12 protein-coding genes and 1 other RNA gene are annotated in these 14678 nt (G+C 57.2%); 4 read left to right on the top strand and 9 right to left on the bottom strand.

Features of this window, described 5'->3' with window-relative positions; genetic code table 11:
- Nucleotides 1-135: 135 nt before the first annotated feature.
- A complete protein-coding gene (locus M8Q45_RS20955) occupies nt 136-1362 on the bottom strand; it encodes a three-Cys-motif partner protein TcmP (protein ID WP_249876217.1) in 1227 nt (408 codons plus the stop codon).
- A gap of 28 nt (nt 1363-1390) precedes the next feature.
- Complete coding sequence (locus M8Q45_RS20950; protein ID WP_173406541.1) at nt 1391-2176, bottom strand: phage Gp37/Gp68 family protein; 786 nt, start codon at nt 2174-2176, stop codon at nt 1391-1393.
- A gap of 1191 nt (nt 2177-3367) precedes the next feature.
- On the opposite strand from M8Q45_RS20950, the gene M8Q45_RS20945 reads away from it, so the two are divergent.
- From M8Q45_RS20945 to M8Q45_RS20930, 4 genes are read left to right on the top strand one after another with little or no spacing between them, the layout of a single operon-like run.
- Nucleotides 3368-4768: a YfjI family protein gene (locus M8Q45_RS20945; protein ID WP_249876216.1), complete on the top strand. Its 1401-nt coding sequence runs from the start codon at nt 3368-3370 to the stop codon at nt 4766-4768.
- Entirely contained in the window at nt 4761-5114 is a 354-nt protein-coding gene (locus M8Q45_RS20940) for a hypothetical protein (RefSeq protein ID WP_249876215.1), read from the top strand. The genes M8Q45_RS20945 and M8Q45_RS20940 overlap by 8 nt, the downstream gene beginning before the upstream one ends.
- Complete coding sequence (locus M8Q45_RS20935; protein ID WP_249876214.1) at nt 5098-6078, top strand: integrase domain-containing protein; 981 nt, start codon at nt 5098-5100, stop codon at nt 6076-6078. The genes M8Q45_RS20940 and M8Q45_RS20935 overlap by 17 nt, the downstream gene beginning before the upstream one ends.
- Nucleotides 6075-6344 (top strand): hypothetical protein, encoded by a 270-nt coding sequence (locus M8Q45_RS20930; RefSeq protein ID WP_095037538.1) that lies wholly within the window; start codon nt 6075-6077, stop codon nt 6342-6344. Before M8Q45_RS20935 ends, M8Q45_RS20930 begins: the two co-directional genes overlap by 4 nt.
- A 166-nt stretch (nt 6345-6510) precedes the next feature.
- Here M8Q45_RS20930 and M8Q45_RS20925 read toward each other — a convergent pair whose 3' ends face one another.
- The 7 genes from M8Q45_RS20925 to M8Q45_RS20895 form a co-directional block, all read right to left on the bottom strand.
- Nucleotides 6511-7767 carry an integrase domain-containing protein gene (locus M8Q45_RS20925; protein WP_249876213.1) on the bottom strand — a complete coding sequence of 419 codons (1257 nt, stop codon included), beginning with the start codon at nt 7765-7767 and terminating at the stop codon, nt 6511-6513.
- 186 nt (nt 7768-7953) lie between these two features.
- Nucleotides 7954-8352, bottom strand: a transfer-messenger RNA (tmRNA) gene (gene ssrA, locus M8Q45_RS20920).
- Nucleotides 8353-8445: 93 nt separating this feature from the next.
- Nucleotides 8446-8736: a PA2433 domain-containing protein gene (locus tag M8Q45_RS20915; RefSeq protein WP_249876212.1), complete on the bottom strand. Its 291-nt coding sequence runs from the start codon at nt 8734-8736 to the stop codon at nt 8446-8448.
- 124 nt (nt 8737-8860) lie between these two features.
- Entirely contained in the window at nt 8861-11671 is a 2811-nt protein-coding gene (locus tag M8Q45_RS20910; protein WP_249876211.1) for an FAD-binding and (Fe-S)-binding domain-containing protein, read from the bottom strand.
- The gene (locus M8Q45_RS20905) at nt 11668-12339 is read right to left on the bottom strand and encodes a LutC/YkgG family protein (RefSeq protein ID WP_249876210.1); all 672 of its coding nucleotides are present in this window, start codon (nt 12337-12339) and stop codon (nt 11668-11670) included. The genes M8Q45_RS20910 and M8Q45_RS20905 overlap by 4 nt, the downstream gene beginning before the upstream one ends.
- A complete protein-coding gene (locus tag M8Q45_RS20900) occupies nt 12339-13793 on the bottom strand; it encodes a LutB/LldF family L-lactate oxidation iron-sulfur protein (protein ID WP_249876209.1) in 1455 nt (484 codons plus the stop codon). Before M8Q45_RS20900 ends, M8Q45_RS20905 begins: the two co-directional genes overlap by 1 nt.
- Entirely contained in the window at nt 13790-14614 is an 825-nt protein-coding gene (locus tag M8Q45_RS20895; RefSeq protein ID WP_249876208.1) for a (Fe-S)-binding protein, read from the bottom strand. The genes M8Q45_RS20900 and M8Q45_RS20895 overlap by 4 nt, the downstream gene beginning before the upstream one ends.
- Nucleotides 14615-14678 lie beyond the last annotated feature (64 nt).

Genomic DNA, 14678 nt, shown 5'->3' with positions numbered 1-14678 from the left:
GATCTTTTCGGATTAATTTTCGACGATATCGCGCGTCTGACTGGGGTCACAGTCGTGTAGACACATCGCGTCATTGCGGGAGCGGCCTATACACGGGTGACATTAATTTCACAGCGACACGCCTTGATTTGCTAACTACTTAAACATGAAGCTTCTCTGCTTTTTGAATTCAATATAATCCATAGTGTTGATTTGGCTTGATTTTCGCCTAGTGCCGCCAGTGGAGGTTTTTACCAGTAATTCATTGCTTCCGATTATCGCGGAATTGATGTCATCACTATGAGCCGGGGTGTGGTTGTAGATCATCTCATAGAAGCTTTTTACAGAAAGCGGCTGGCCAGAATCGCAAATGAAGCGCGGGATGTCCTCATGAAGCTCATCTTTTGCTTGGTCTCTGGCCGATGCATCAAAGAGGTAGAGCGTCTTATTTTCATTCGGGTCATGGGCTAGCATATTAAGTCCCGACCTACCATAGTGTGCCTGTGTCTCGCTATTCTGATGCAGGATGTCGTTGTATACCTGTCTGGCCCTATGGGAGTTGGCAAGATGTATTAACCAATATCGCCAGCCATCCGGATTGTTTATCGAAAAGGGGCTGACAAATTTTGCACATTTCTGAAAGGTGTCGAAAACTATCCGTTCAGCAATTCCGAGCCACTCTCGCTTCGAGGCTTGCTTGACCAGAGCCTCAAAATCTTGCTCGGTAAGTTGCAGATAAGACAGCTGTGCTGCCAGAGCTTTCGGATTATTTTGCTCCAAGAACGCCAGCAAAGCAGTAATGACGAACGTATAGAATACCTCAACGGACTCATTTAGGCCCATCATGTCAATCAGGGTCTCAGTTCGAACATGGCTATGACCACATTGGTCAAGATTGAAAATTATGCTTTTATGTCGTTCGGAGCGAATTAAAGACTTTATTGTTGGGTAAACTTCTTCGAAGAAGTTGCTAAAGTAGTGTGTGGTTATTTTTAGGTGGTTGTTGTTGAGCTTGGTATGTGTGAGTGCAGGGGCCAGGTTGACCTTCAATAGTTCTATGACGTTTTTGTCTGCGTCGTTTAGGATAAGGCTGCATTCGATATCAACCAGCGGCATATTGTTCACCGCTCGACGTAGATTGATGTCAGTTATTGCGCGGTTCAGTTCCTCCACAAAAATAATAGGAGAGCCAGCGGCGCCGCAATTGTAGCGACCCGCGCCACTGAATCCATCGACCACCGCCAAACGAAATTTCCTGACAAGTGGTGATGTGCAACGAATTTTTACATAGTTATAAAAATATTCGCGAAGAATCTGATGCTTCTTCCTTGAGTGCTCAGCTAGGGTTGCGCCTTCCTCCCAAGCGTACTTCTTCTCAGCCATGGATTTTCCTTGTCAGGCGACGGTCGATCTATTGGGCCATGCCTACCAATTTAATAGGCATTTCATCCCAAGTCTTGCCACGATATTCTCTACCGTTGGCTTTTTTAGAGCGGCGAACATTGTCTTTACCCCATGTCCCCCACTGTTTAAAGAAAAATGCTGTCCCGCTTTCTAGGCACTGAGTATAAATTTCATCGATCCAACTCTCTTCGATTGGACGCGCTTTGTTTCCGCTTTCACCGCCGACTATTGCCCAGTCGATTTCCGAAAGATCGATACTGCCCACAGGGCCAATGAGGGGCTCGAAGGAAATGAACCGAATCTGGGCCGGAGTTTCTTTCAAATATAGGACTCGCTTAGCCGCGTCAGCATCTTCAATGGAGGTGCCCAACCATACGTTCGGAAGTACCTCAGCGATGACTTCGTTGAGGATCTGCCTCATGCGCTTAGGACGCTTGGTCAAGATCTGGTAGTTGTGATGTGGCGTCTCCCGCATCACTTTCCAGACTGCAACGATGAACTCGTCACTGACCTTCTCATGGAAAAGATCGCTCATGGAGTTCACGAACACTTTTCTCGGCTTCTTCCATCGATACGGGATGGCCAAAGCGTCGCGATCTTCGACAATTGAGCCGTTCCAGACGATGCGCTTATTCTTCTTGCGGGTCAGCCCAACGTACTTTGGAGTGCCCATGGCCTCGAGGCGACGTGCCATCTCCATGGCATAGCAGTTTTTGCACCCGGCGCTAATGATGGAGCAGCCAGCTACTGGATTCCAAGTAGAGTCCGTCCACTCGATCTGTGTCTCTGCCATATCCCTTCCTAGCTCCTCGTTTGCGTTCCTGGCTGGCGCATTTGTCTCCGAGTGAGCAGAGTTCGATGGCCATCATAATGAATTCCTGCCCGTAAGGGCAGTCGTGCGGCTAAGCTGGCGCGCCTAGTTGACATTTGAGGCTTTGCTTTTCCCGCCAAACCCTCCGATCAAGCGATCTTTGATCGCGCTGATCGGAGGGTTCACTCGTTTTTTCTCGAAGCCGCCGCGTTCCACCATTCCATTTTCATATTTGATTAACGCCACGCTTGCTTTCACCCGTCAGTAATTACTCCGCGATTCCCTTTGAACGCAGTGCCATTAAGTGTGTGTGCGAATCTTTTCGTTGAGCATGGATATAGGGGTGGCGACAGCGGCGACGCCGGCGACAACCCACGTAGAACGTGGCCTGGGACTTGGCGACAAAAGTGGCGACAGTCGCCACTTTTTGAGCGTGTTGGCCGTGACCCTTGACCGCTTTTTCGAGTGGGTATAAAAATTGGCGCAAGGACCGCTGTCGTTGACAGCACCAGCCCAGGTAGCCAGAACCTTTAAGGCTACGCCACTTGCGTGGTGGTTCTTCCCCAAGTGCGATTAGCGTCCGGCGGCTCGCACGGCCACTCCTCAAGAGTGATGGATGCCTACTCTACCAATCTGCCCACTGCGGCAGACAATGGACCGACCTCGCTGCACTGCAGCAACCTCACCTTTTCGGCACACGTCGCTGCGCCAGACCTCGCCCGTCTCTTTCTTTTGGAAAGAGACGGGCGCTCGTACCACTGCTGCAAGCCACGTCGTACATGGCATTGCCGCAACTCTCCTCGTGACAATCGGACTGACAAATCCGATTCGTCGCCATCAGCAACGACACAGACACCGGTGCCGCAGCCTATGGAAAGGCTGCACCTGACTGACAGTCAGGCATGCCCCAGGTGTCCATGTCTTTGCCTTCTCCTGCCCAGGATCTCCAGGTGCCGAACTCGTCAGTCGGCGCAGCCTCCACCCGCCCGCATCTTCGGATGCGTCTAAGGAGGCCAGATTCATGGGTTTATGCCCTCGCTCCCGGTCGTAAGGAGCCGTGCGTTCCGCGTCAGTGAACACCTCGCAGGCCGCAGGGGCCTTGATCCCTGATAACACTCAACAGCCGTGGCGGGACTACGTGAGGACAACCAGCAATCACCGAGGAGAGGACCCATGCAGCAGTTAGATCCGACGCTTGAACTATCACGACCGCCTCGACCCCTGATTGAGTCGAATCCCGTGGCCGAGCCTTATCCAGTCCAGGCACTGGGTGAAATTCTTGGGCCTGCAGTCGAACGCATAGCCGAGGTCATCGGCGTGCCTCAGGCACTGGCCGCGCAATCGGTGTTGGCCGCCTCGGCGCTGGCCACTCAAGGTCATGCGGGCTTACAACTCGACGGGAGACATTATCCCCTGTCGTTGTACCTGATCACGGTGGCTGCGTCCGGTGATCGCAAGACCGCGGCAGACCGATCCGCACTGCTGCCAGCGCGCCAATGGGAGCGTGAACAGTGGCAACACTATCGTGAGCAGCTCTTTCGGTACCGTGCCGCACAGCGACAAGCGCAGCGTATCAATCCTGCCGATCCCGCCCCCACAAACAGCGTACCGTTCGAAGCGGAGCCTTCGGCCCCTCGGCTGATCACCACAGACCCAACGATCGAGGCCCTGATCAAGGGGCTCTGCCATGACTTGCCGAGCATGGGGCTGTTTTGTGACGAGGGCGGACAATTCCTTGGCAGCAGCACCATGAGTCGGGACAACCGTTTGAAAGCGGTCACGACCTTGTCGTCACTCTGGGACGGTAGCCCGATTGATCGTGCTCGCTCTATGGCAGGCGAAAGCCTAAGAGCCTATGACCGACGCCTGAGCCTGCACCTGATGCTGCAACCGTATTTGGCCATGCAGTTACTCAGTGACCCTTTGCTGCAGGGGCAAGGCATTCTAGGGCGCTGCTTGATGACCTGGCCTACCAGTCTAGCCGGGCAACGTAGCTACCAGGCTGTCGACTTGTCCAAAGACGCCGCCCTCAAGCGCTATCATCACCGCCTTTCGGCTCTGTTTTATCAGCCTTGGTCACTTTCCGCTGACGGAGCCTTGCAGCTGTCAAAGCTGAGCCTCAGTCCGCTGGCGCGTCGTCGCTGGATTGATTTGCATGATGCTATCGAAGCTCAGCTGGGGGAGTTTGGCGAGCTGGCCAGCGTACGGCCCAGCGGATCAAAGGCCGCCGATAACCTGCTGCGCATCGCCGGCATTCTTGCAGTTGTGGAGGAGGGCAGCGTCGTGGAGGTCGACCATATCCAACGGGCCTCCGCTTTAGTCGGCTACTACCTCACCGAGATCCAGCGCCTGACTGAGCAGGAGCCAGTGTGTCGAGTTAAGGAAGAGGCGGACCGGTTGTTGCGCTGGCTGCAGGTCAAAGATTGGAAGCGCTTCAGTATTCGAGACCTGAATCGCAACGGTCCCCGCTTTGCCCGTAAGAGCAGTCGCCATGCCACCAAGCTTCTGGTCGAGTTGCTTGATCATCAGTGGCTGATCACCGACGGCCACACCTTCGAGGTGCGCCATGTTTAATCTTGATGAAGCGCTGCGCAACCATCTGGCTCAGCGTCAAAAGGAGCCCAAAGCGCGATTTGTCGCCGCTACTGTCGCCACTTTGTCGCCACGCTCAAAACCAGGCAGTACAAGGGTTGTCGCCGCTGTCGCCAGTGTCGCCACCACCCATAAAGCTATCGCCTCGACGACAGCCATTATTCAATGGTTGAAAGAGGAGGGTGCGCATCTTTACGTCACCGACAACACGCTGTGTTTTCGCCCGACTGATTGGGCTCAGTTCGCGATTGTAAGTGCGCACTGGCGAGCCCTTTTGCATGATCTCGCGGCAGTCGATCAGGAACAGAAAAATGGCTCGGGTCGGTAAGCGAGCGGGGCGCAATTTCGGCTTCGGTCGCCAGCTTAGCTATGCTGGACCACAAGCACTGAAAGACCTGTTTGGCGACGGCCATTTTGCTACCGTCAAAGCCCATAATGATCGCTGGCAGGCGTTCGTGCATTGGTGTCGATCCGATGAGGGACCGAGGGTCAACGACGCGCGCCAGATAGACCGCGAGGTCCTCATGCGGTACGCCGTCCACGTGCGGGAGCAGGTTGATCAGGGCAACGTCGGCATTGCCACCGCGCAGAACCGACTGTCCAGCGTGAACCGAACGATGGCCGCGCTGCGCGGTGATCAATACGTCAAAATCCCGAGTCCGAGTAAGGCGCTTGGCTTGCAGCGCTCAAGCGTGCGTAGTGAGGCTCCGCAAGGCCAAGACCGTGCGCAGGTCGAGTTGATCGCGCGGGCGCTGTCAGATCGTCAGCAATCGAGGGTGAGTGCCATTGTGCTTCTCGCCCGTGAGACTGGTATGCGCCTGCGCGAAGCGATCCTAGCCGATCTGCCCCGACTGCAACGTGAGGTTCGGCAACTGGGAAAGATCAACATCCAGGATGGCACCAAAGGTGGTCGATCAGGGGCCTCGGCACCGCGCTGGATTACGGTAACGGATCAAGTTCGCGATGCCTTGGATTGGGCCAGCGCGACCTCACCCAATGGCAGCCGGAATTTGTTGGCGCCCGACGAAAGCTACAAAGACTTTATGCGAGCTGTTGTGCGACCGGCACGGGACATCCTGCATGAGTATGGATTGAAAGGTTTTCATGAACTGCGGGCGGCTTATGCCTGTGAGCGCTATGAGCAATTGACCGGTTTCCCTGCACCCGTTAATGGCGCCGGTGGTCATCAAAAAGATCGAGAGCTTGATCAGCGTGCACGACAGCAGATCAGCCACGAATTGGGACATAACCGCATCGATGTGGTGAGTGCCTACATCGGAGGTCGGCGATGACGGCCGAGTTCGACATAGCGTTGTTCCTGCGCCCCGTGCTCAAAGGTGCACATGCCACGCAGCAGCGGCACATCAGGCAAGCAGAAAGGATGCACAAGGTGATTCGTGAACGCTGGGGTTGCGCGACTCCCTGGTCCTGGAGAGAAAAGCACGTGAGATGGTTTCTGGAGCACTATTTGCGATGCTCAGCTCCAGCTACCATCTACTACTACGAGTTAACAGCAGGGTTGATCCGCCGTAGAAAGGCAAAAGTCGTGGTTGCCTGATAGACCTTTAAGCGTGAGCCCCTGAGTATGGGAATGCGGAGCCTTCCCATACTCAGGGGCTTGGCTGAAGAGGCGCAGGCGTACCAGAGATCTAGCGATTGTCGTCACTCCTTTCGCCCTACTACACGACACGGATCGTAGCCGGTGGCGCGTACCTTTTGGATGTTCAGCGAATCGGTACGACGTTGCGATCTCTGGTTTGATTGATGGCCGATGCCGACAGGCTGCCGGTGGCCGCCTTCTGGATATGTTCACTCCACCAAGCCATCATCGGACGCCGGCGTTCGATGTAATCCGTCCGGTTGTAGGCGCTACGAACTTCGTCCTTGTCAACATGCGCCAGTGCGACCTCAATCAGTTCCGGATCCCAGCCATGCTCATTCAGGATGGTGCTCGCCATCGAGCGCAAGCCGTGGCTGACTAGACGGTCCTGAAAGCCCATGCGCTTCAACGCCATGTTGGCGGTCTGGCTATTGGCATGGGTGCGGGGATTTCTATCTGAGGGGAACACGTACTCTCGGTTACCGCTGAGTTGCTTGAGCGTCTCCAGTAACGAAAGTGCCTGATCGGTAAGAGGGATTGTGTGCGGCCGGCGCTTTTTCATGCGCTCTGGCGGAATGGTCCAAATGCGCTTGTCGAAGTCGATATCTGCCCATCGTGTGGTGGCTGCTTCGGAAGGGCGGGTCATCGTATGCAGTTGCCATTCGATCAGGCAGCGGGTGGTGCGCTTGATGCTGGCGTTCGCGATTTCCATCATGAGCTCGGGAAGCTCCTCAGGTGGTAGCGCAGCCATGTTCTCTTTCTTGGGTTTCTTGAACACCGCCCGAATTCCATTGAGGGGGTTCGCAAATATCAGCCCGGAGTTGACCCCGTAGGTCATGATCTCGTTGAGTCGTTGGCTCAATCGTTTCACGGTTTCGAGGCTCCCTTTGGCCTCGATTGGGCGAAGGATCTTGATAACCATCGGAGCAGTGATTTGAGAGAGCGGCGTTGTTTTCATGCTTGGGAAAACATGGAGCGTCAGCGATCTCCAAATGTCTTCGGCGTAGGCTTTGGTTACGGAGTCTTTCTTCAACTCGAACCAGGCGGTGGCCACCTTCTCGAAAGTGTGTTCAGTCTCAGCAAGTTTGGCTTGCCTTACCTCATCACGCTGGGTTTTGGGATCAGTGCCCAAAGCGAGCAGTTCACGTGCCTCCGCGGCTTTCTTCCGGGCGTTGGCTAGCGAGAGGTCAGGGTATGGACCAAGCGTCATGTTGATACGGTTTCTGGTCAACGGCTCGCGGTAATTGAAATTCCACATCATCGAGCCGCTGGCGCGTACTCGAAGCTGCAAGCCATCGCCGTCACTGAGGACGAAGTCTTTACCAGTTGCCTTGACCGCCTTGAGCTGGCGATCGGAGAGGCGGGTTGCGTTAGTAGGCATGGGGGCTACCTCCAGCACCGTTTTGGTATCCTGAAAATAGCATTTGGTAGTCCGGGATACCACCTGGGATACCAAAGCGCCTGGAACTCAGAAACCCTACAAAGCCCCCATAAGCGCTGAAACCCCTGTATTCACTGGATTTCAGGCACAAAAAAAGACGTCCGTGGACGTCTTTAGATGATGAAGTGGTGGAGCCGGGGGGATTTGAACCCCCGTCCGCCAGTACTCCGCTGTCGGTACTACATGCGTAGCCGTGTCTATTGAGTTAACCCTCAGCGACCCGACGGGCAGGGTGCTTTGGGCGAGTTGTGTAAGTTTTAGCCGCTTCGTCCACAACGTACTGCACGGCGATTCCGTTCTATATGACAATCACTTTGGGTTTACGGACATCCCCTGGTGATTGCTGGACCCGAAGGTACCAGAAGCTCAGGCTCTTAGGGTTGCTTACGCAACCAGTTTGAGTTCCTGGCCGTAGTTTTCGTCATTGGCAACTATAGGAAGTTGCAACAGTGGATTTACGAGTTCTGTTACCAACTCGGCATGCACCTAAAGTTTCGCAACCGGCGTCGAATCCTAAACGGCCCCGAACTTGGCACTCTGTGAATCTGTAGAGTGACAGGCCTGCGTAGTGTACGCCAAAACGCATCCGGGGCCAACCCGAAGGTTGGCCCCCTGCATTCAGGAGTTTTTACCGTCTTTGCTGACTTTCTGAATCTCCTGGATGGTCTGGGTCGTTTCCGAGATGCATTTTTTGGTGCCCTCTTCGGTTTTCATAGCCTGATGGGCCTTGGCTTGCTGGACGCTCGCTTCGACTTTCGCTTCAAGATCCGAACCCTGGACCTGAGTCTTGGCGTTCTCGATGTTTTTGATGTTGGTGTCGCAGAGACTGTCCGAATCGCCGGCGGCAAAAGAGGGAGATGCCAGCATCGAGGCAGTGACAAACAGACCTAACAGCACAGAGCGTTTCATATGTCTCTCCTTGACCCAAGGGCAGCGTTCGCTGGCCCCTCAGGACTACCAAGTTTGAGGAAGCCCTGCGTTTGCAGGACCTGCTTAATGGACTGCCGCCGTTCGCCAGGGTTCTATTTTTTTCTCAAGTCGCCCTGGCGCGGGTCACTCGGTCGACCAGGTAGACCAGTCCGTGGTAGTCGATTGCACCGTGTTGCGTAAGACCGATCTCACAGGTCCTGCTGGTGGAAATTCCTTCGCTGCAATGCTGTACCGCGCCTTTGAGCGTGCGCAACGAATGGGCGTTCAGCTCCGGCGTGGTGAAGCCTTTGTCGCCGGCAAAACCGCAACAATGGATGCCTTCCGGAATGACGACATTATTGCTGCACTTGCGCACCAGATCGATCAGCGCCTGGCTTTCACCCAGGTGTTGCGTGCTGCAGGTGACGTGAACTGCGATGGGCGCTTCCTGAGGCGTGAAGTCGAGGCGATCCATCAGATGCGTGCGGATGAAGCGCACCGGGTCGTAAAGGTCCAGGCGCACGTCGCCGAGGTCCTGGACCAATCGCAGTGTGCAGGGGCTTGTGTCGCAGTAAATCGGATCGAGTCCGCCGCGACTGGCGTGCAGCAGCGCGCCGATCAGTTCCTGGCGCTTATGCTCGGCTTGTTCGGCATAGCCTTTGGACGCGAAAGGCTGGCCGCAGCAAAGACTGTCTACGTTGTCCGGAAAAACGACCTGATAGCCGGCCTTTTCCAGCAGGCCTCGGGTTTTGTCATGCAGCGACGTCTGTTCCCTGTCGCCCGCGGCAGGGCCCATGACCCGCGACACACAGGCCGCCAGATAAACCACCCTGGGCCGCTCATCCGACACCGCGGGACTGAAGCGAATAGCCCTCTCCGGCTGCGGCATGGCGCTGGTCCATTGTGGGACTTGTCCTTTGGACAGCCGCGTCAGGCCTGCTGATAAACGTGCCAGGCGTGGTGCGCCCAAGAGCATTCGCGCGCCATTGGCGACATGCAGCGTAAAGCGCGCGCCTTGCAGTGCTGTAGCGAAATTTCCCGCAAGCCAATCAGCGGTTTTCGTACGCGTTGCACTGCGGCCACGGAGCTTTTTCACCAGTTCGCCGGTGTTGATCCCTACAGGGCAACGTTGGGCGCAAAGCCCGGTGGCGGCGCAGGTGTCGATGCCCTGGTATTGATAAGCCGTTTCCAGCTCCGAGGTATCGGTGCCGGCGCGTTTTTTCGCCTGGATGTCCCGCCAGATCACGATGCGCTGGCGTGGGCTCAGGGTCAGGTCCTTGGACGGACAGACCGGCTCGCAGAAGCCGCACTCGATGCACTTGTCCACAATCCCATCGGCGGCAGGCAAGGGCTTGAGGTGCTTGAGGTGAATCTGTGGATCCTCGCTGAGCACCACGTCGGGGTTGAGAATGCCATTGGGATCGAGCAGGCGCTTGAGCTGCCACATCAATTGATAGGCGTCGCTGCCCCATTCCAGCTCGACGAACGGCGCCATGTTGCGGCCGGTGCCGTGCTCGGCTTTCAGCGACCCGCCGAATTCCACCGCCACCAGTTGCGCCACGTCATCCATGAACGCCTGGTAGCGTGCGACTTCGTCGGCGCTGTTGAAGCCTTGGGTGAAGACGAAGTGCAGATTGCCTTCCAGCGCGTGTCCGAAAAGGATTGCTTCGTCGTAGTGATGCTTGTCGAACAGCGCGATCAGGCGGTTCACACCGATCGCCAGTTGCTCGACCGGGAAGGTCACGTCTTCGATGATCACCGTGGTTCCGGTCTTGCGGACCGCGCCCACGGCGGGGAAGGTGTCCTTGCGGATCGCCCAGAGCCGGGCGTTTTCCCGTGGGTCTTCGGTGAAATCGACTTGCTTTTCCACCGGGAAACCTGCCAACGAGGCCATGATCAGGGCCAGTTGCTCCTGCAATAACGATGACGAAGCCGCGCGGGATTCGATCAGCAGGGCGCAGGCATTGTTCGACAGATGTTGTACGAAATCTGGCATGCCCGGCTTGTCCTGTACCGAACGCAGGCTGCGACGGTCCAGCAGCTCGACCGCGGAGACCGGCTGGCTTTTCAGCACGGTGACGGCGTTGCAGCAGGTTTCGACGTCGGGGAAGACGATCAGCGCCGACGCCTTGTTCGGGTGGTCGATGACCGTGTTGTAGGTCACCGCGCTGATGAAACCGAGGGTTCCTTCGGAGCCCACCAGCAAGTGGCTCAAGATATCCACAGGCTCGTCGAAGTCCACCAGGGCGTTGAGTGACAGGCCGGTGGTATTTTTCAGACGGTATTTATGGCGAATTCGGGCGGCCAGCGCTGTGTTGGCGCGTGTTTCGCGACCCAGGATCGCCAGTTGCTCCAGCAGTTCACCATGGCTTGTGCGAAAAGCCGCCACGCTGGCGGCGTCTTCGGTGTCCAGGCGCGTGCCGTCAGCCAGGACCAGGCGGATGCCGGCGAGGGTGTGATAAGTATTCTGCGCCGTGCCGCAGCACATGCCGCTGGCGTTGTTGGCGACGATACCGCCAATTTTGCAGGCATTGATCGACGCCGGGTCCGGGCCGATCTTGCGTCCGAATGGGGCTAGCCAGGCGTTGGCCTGGGCGCCGATGACGCCGGGTTGCAAACGAATCTGGTGGCCTTGCTCGCGAATTTCCCGTCCGTTCCAGTTATCCCCAAGCACGATCAGCACCGAATCGCTGATGGCTTGGCCTGACAAGCTGGTACCGGCGGCGCGGAATGTGACCGGAACCTGGTCGCGTTGGGCCAGTTTCAGCAGGGCGATGACTTCATCTTCGGATTCGACGCGCACCACCAGTTTTGGAATCAACCGGTAGAAGCTGGCGTCGGTGCCGAAGGCCAGGGTGGACAACGGATCGTCAAAGCGTCGTTTTTGCGGGATCAGTTGGTATGCGTCGCGCAGGAAAGGGGCCGGAAGCGTCATTGGTCCTCCAGGATCAGTACCACCAGGTCCTTCGGACCATGGGCGCCATAAGCCAGGACTTGCTCGATATCGGCGGTTTTCGATGGGCCGGACACCAGCAGGGCATTGGTCGGCATGCCCTGGGCCCACGCGAACTCCTGTTGCACTTCATAGAAGTTGTCGCGGATCTCGCTGGCCTTGAGCAGGGCGAAATGCACCGGCGGTACCAGACTCATGAGTCGCGGTTCTTCCCGCGTCGGCCAGAGAATCAGGCTACCGGTGGCGGCGATGGCTCCGAGGGTCCCGGTGAGGCTAGCCGGGGTGTCGTTGAACAGTTCGACTTTCCATTCTTCTACAGGCCGGTCGTAGGCCTTCAGAGCTGGCAGATCCGGATTATTCGCCCAGAACTGTACGATTTTTTGCCCGTGAGGCGTTGTCGGCGCGATCAGCAGGCTCGGCAGTTGTCGGTCGCGCAGCAGTTGCGCCAACAGTGCCGGCCAGGCTTCGCCACAGGTCAGGTGGATCTCGGTGTGCACCGCTTCCATTTGCTTGCGCAATTGCGGGATGCGTTCTCCAGGCCCATAGCGGTAGGTTTGCGTCACCAGTTCAACGTCATAGGTGTCGGCAACTGGTGTGGTGCCGGTCAGGCTTTTACGCAGCTTGGCGAGGATATTTTCCTTGGCGCTCATCAGCGGTCTCCCTGCGGGTTCAGGTGGTCGCGGGCCAGGTCATGCAGTGAGCGGGCGGCGGGTTTCGGGGCGCTGTGGTTCTGCGTCCACGGGCCGACATTTTGCGGGGCCAGGGCGCGCAGGCGCGTGGCAAGGAAGGCGAAGATCCGGTACAGCCTCGGCGAGCTGTTGAGCCGGGCCCAGGCATTCCAGATGAACCGTTCCTTGGCCGAATATTTACTGCCTTGGCCACGCATGATCGGGTTGGGACTGTCCGGTGCCTTGACGTTTTCCTCCCGGAGCCGCCGCAGCAAGGCAGGAATCGGAATCTTCACCGGGCACACTTCGCCGCAGGCGCCACACAACGAAGAGGCGCTCGGGTGATCCGGCACTTTCGCCAGGCCGACCATGTGCGGTGTGATGATTTTTCCGATAGGCCCCGGATACACCTCGCCGTAGGCATGGCCACCGATTCGGGTATAGACCGGGCAGTGGTTCATACAGGCGCCGCAGCGGATGCAGTTCAGGGTCTGGCGCAGTTCGCTGTCGGCAAACGCCTGGCTGCGACCGTTGTCGAGCAGGACCAGGTGGACTTCCTGGGGACCGTCCAGTTCGTCAGGCTTGCGCGGCCCGGAGATCATGTTGACGTAGGTGGTGATCGGCTGGCCCAGGGCCGAGCGGGTCAGCAACGACAGCAGCGGCACCACATCGCGTAGATTCTCGACGACTTTTTCTATGCCGGTCACGGCGATGTGCACCGGCGGTACCGTGGTGGACATCCGCCCGTTACCTTCGTTTTCCACCAGCAGCAGGGTGCCGGTTTCAGCGACGGCAAAGTTGACGCCGGAAACGCCAATGTCAGCTTCGAAGAATTTCTGCCGCAGGACCTTGCGACCGATCTGAATGAGTTGGTCAACGTCCTTGGTGTACTCCACGCCAAGTTTGTCGTGGAACAAGGACGCGACCTGACCGGCATTCTTGTGGATCGCCGGCATAATGATGTGTGAAGGCTTCTCGTGGTCGAGCTGGACGATGTATTCCCCCATGTCGGATTCGAGACATTCAATGTCCCGAGCCTCGAGGAAATGGTTCATCTCCATCTCTTCGCTGACCATCGATTTGCCCTTGATCACTTGCCGCGCCTCGTGAGCGCGGATGATCGAAAGGACGATGCCATTGGCTTCGTCCACCGTTTCCGCCCAGTGCACTTTCACACCGTTGCGGGTCAGGTTGCTTTCAAGTTGCTCGAGCAGGTCGGGCAGCTTGGATAACGCACGGGCGCGGACAGCGTTGCCCAGCACTCGCAAATGTTCTCTTTCGTGGGCATCGCTGAAAGACGTTGCCCGTTTGGTCATCAGTGAATCCATCGCACTGCGAAAGTTGTTTCGCAATTGCGTGTCGTCCAACGCCTTGTGGGCGCGGGCGCGAAAATCATTCCCCACTTCAACGGTCGGGATCAGCGTCGGCGTGCTCATGCGGCACCTCCGGTTCGCTGCCAGAGGAAGCTCGCCAGGTGTTGGCCGCGCAACGCTTCCTGCTGTTTTTCCAAGGCGCCATTGATATTCATCAAGCACCCGCAATCGGCACTGACGACCTGGTGCGCGCCGGATTCCTTCAGCGCCCGGGTCTTGTCGGCCACCATCGCGCCGGAAATGTCCGGCATCCGAACGCTGAACGTCCCACCAAAACCACAGCACTCACTTTCATGGCTGTGTTCGACGCGTTCCACATTACGCAGCTGTGCCAACAATGCGCGGCCATGCAAGTGGGTGTTCATTTCCCGGCGTGCCGAGCAGGACGTATGCAGCGCGACTTTCACCGGTGTGCCGCTGTCGTTCAATTGCACCTTGCAAACAAACAACAGGAACTCCGCCAATTCATAGGTCCTGGCAGCCAGGGCCTGGACCTGCTTGAGCGTTTCAGGCTCGTCCTTGAACAGGTCGGCATAATGCTCGCGCAACATGCCGGCGCACGAGCCCGACGGCACGACCACCGGATAATCCCCGGCAAACAACGCTAGCTGCGCCCGCGCCACCGTGCGCGCCTGTTCGGTGTAGCCCGAGGTGTACGCCGGTTGCCCGCAGCACGTTTGCCCTTGCGGATACTCCACTCGGATCCCTTCGCGTTCGAGCAGATGAATCGCATCCATCCCGGCCTCGGGATAGAACAGGTCCACCACGCATGTCCCGAAGAGGTAGACCCGAGGAGGTTTCTCGCTGGGGTACTGCCGAGGTTCGGGCAGGGGCGGGGCGACACGGGTCGCGTTCGGCACGGCGTTGTAAAAAAGCTCGCTCATCAGGCGTGTCTCCGGGTGGTCCCGGTTATCCGTCCGCTGAGGCTGCTGAATATAGTGAGGAAAT

Source organism: Pseudomonas sp. T1.Ur (assembly GCF_023516725.1).
GTDB lineage: Bacteria > Pseudomonadota > Gammaproteobacteria > Pseudomonadales > Pseudomonadaceae > Aquipseudomonas > Aquipseudomonas alvandae.
The sequence above is the reverse complement of the archived record's forward strand: the minus strand, read 5'-3'. Positions and strand labels throughout refer to the sequence as shown.

Coding starts and splice junctions, on each gene's coding strand:
- M8Q45_RS20955 (WP_249876217.1), bottom strand. CDS start 1,362: ATGGCTGAGAAGAAGTACGCTTGGGAGGAAGGCGCAACCCTAGCTGAG.
- M8Q45_RS20950 (WP_173406541.1), bottom strand. CDS start 2,176: ATGGCAGAGACACAGATCGAGTGGACGGACTCTACTTGGAATCCAGTA.
- M8Q45_RS20945 (WP_249876216.1), top strand. CDS start 3,368: ATGCAGCAGTTAGATCCGACGCTTGAACTATCACGACCGCCTCGACCC.
- M8Q45_RS20940 (WP_249876215.1), top strand. CDS start 4,761: ATGTTTAATCTTGATGAAGCGCTGCGCAACCATCTGGCTCAGCGTCAA.
- M8Q45_RS20935 (WP_249876214.1), top strand. CDS start 5,098: ATGGCTCGGGTCGGTAAGCGAGCGGGGCGCAATTTCGGCTTCGGTCGC.
- M8Q45_RS20930 (WP_095037538.1), top strand. CDS start 6,075: ATGACGGCCGAGTTCGACATAGCGTTGTTCCTGCGCCCCGTGCTCAAA.
- M8Q45_RS20925 (WP_249876213.1), bottom strand. CDS start 7,767: ATGCCTACTAACGCAACCCGCCTCTCCGATCGCCAGCTCAAGGCGGTC.
- M8Q45_RS20915 (WP_249876212.1), bottom strand. CDS start 8,736: ATGAAACGCTCTGTGCTGTTAGGTCTGTTTGTCACTGCCTCGATGCTG.
- M8Q45_RS20910 (WP_249876211.1), bottom strand. CDS start 11,671: ATGACGCTTCCGGCCCCTTTCCTGCGCGACGCATACCAACTGATCCCG.
- M8Q45_RS20905 (WP_249876210.1), bottom strand. CDS start 12,339: ATGAGCGCCAAGGAAAATATCCTCGCCAAGCTGCGTAAAAGCCTGACC.
- M8Q45_RS20900 (WP_249876209.1), bottom strand. CDS start 13,793: ATGAGCACGCCGACGCTGATCCCGACCGTTGAAGTGGGGAATGATTTT.
- M8Q45_RS20895 (WP_249876208.1), bottom strand. CDS start 14,614: ATGAGCGAGCTTTTTTACAACGCCGTGCCGAACGCGACCCGTGTCGCC.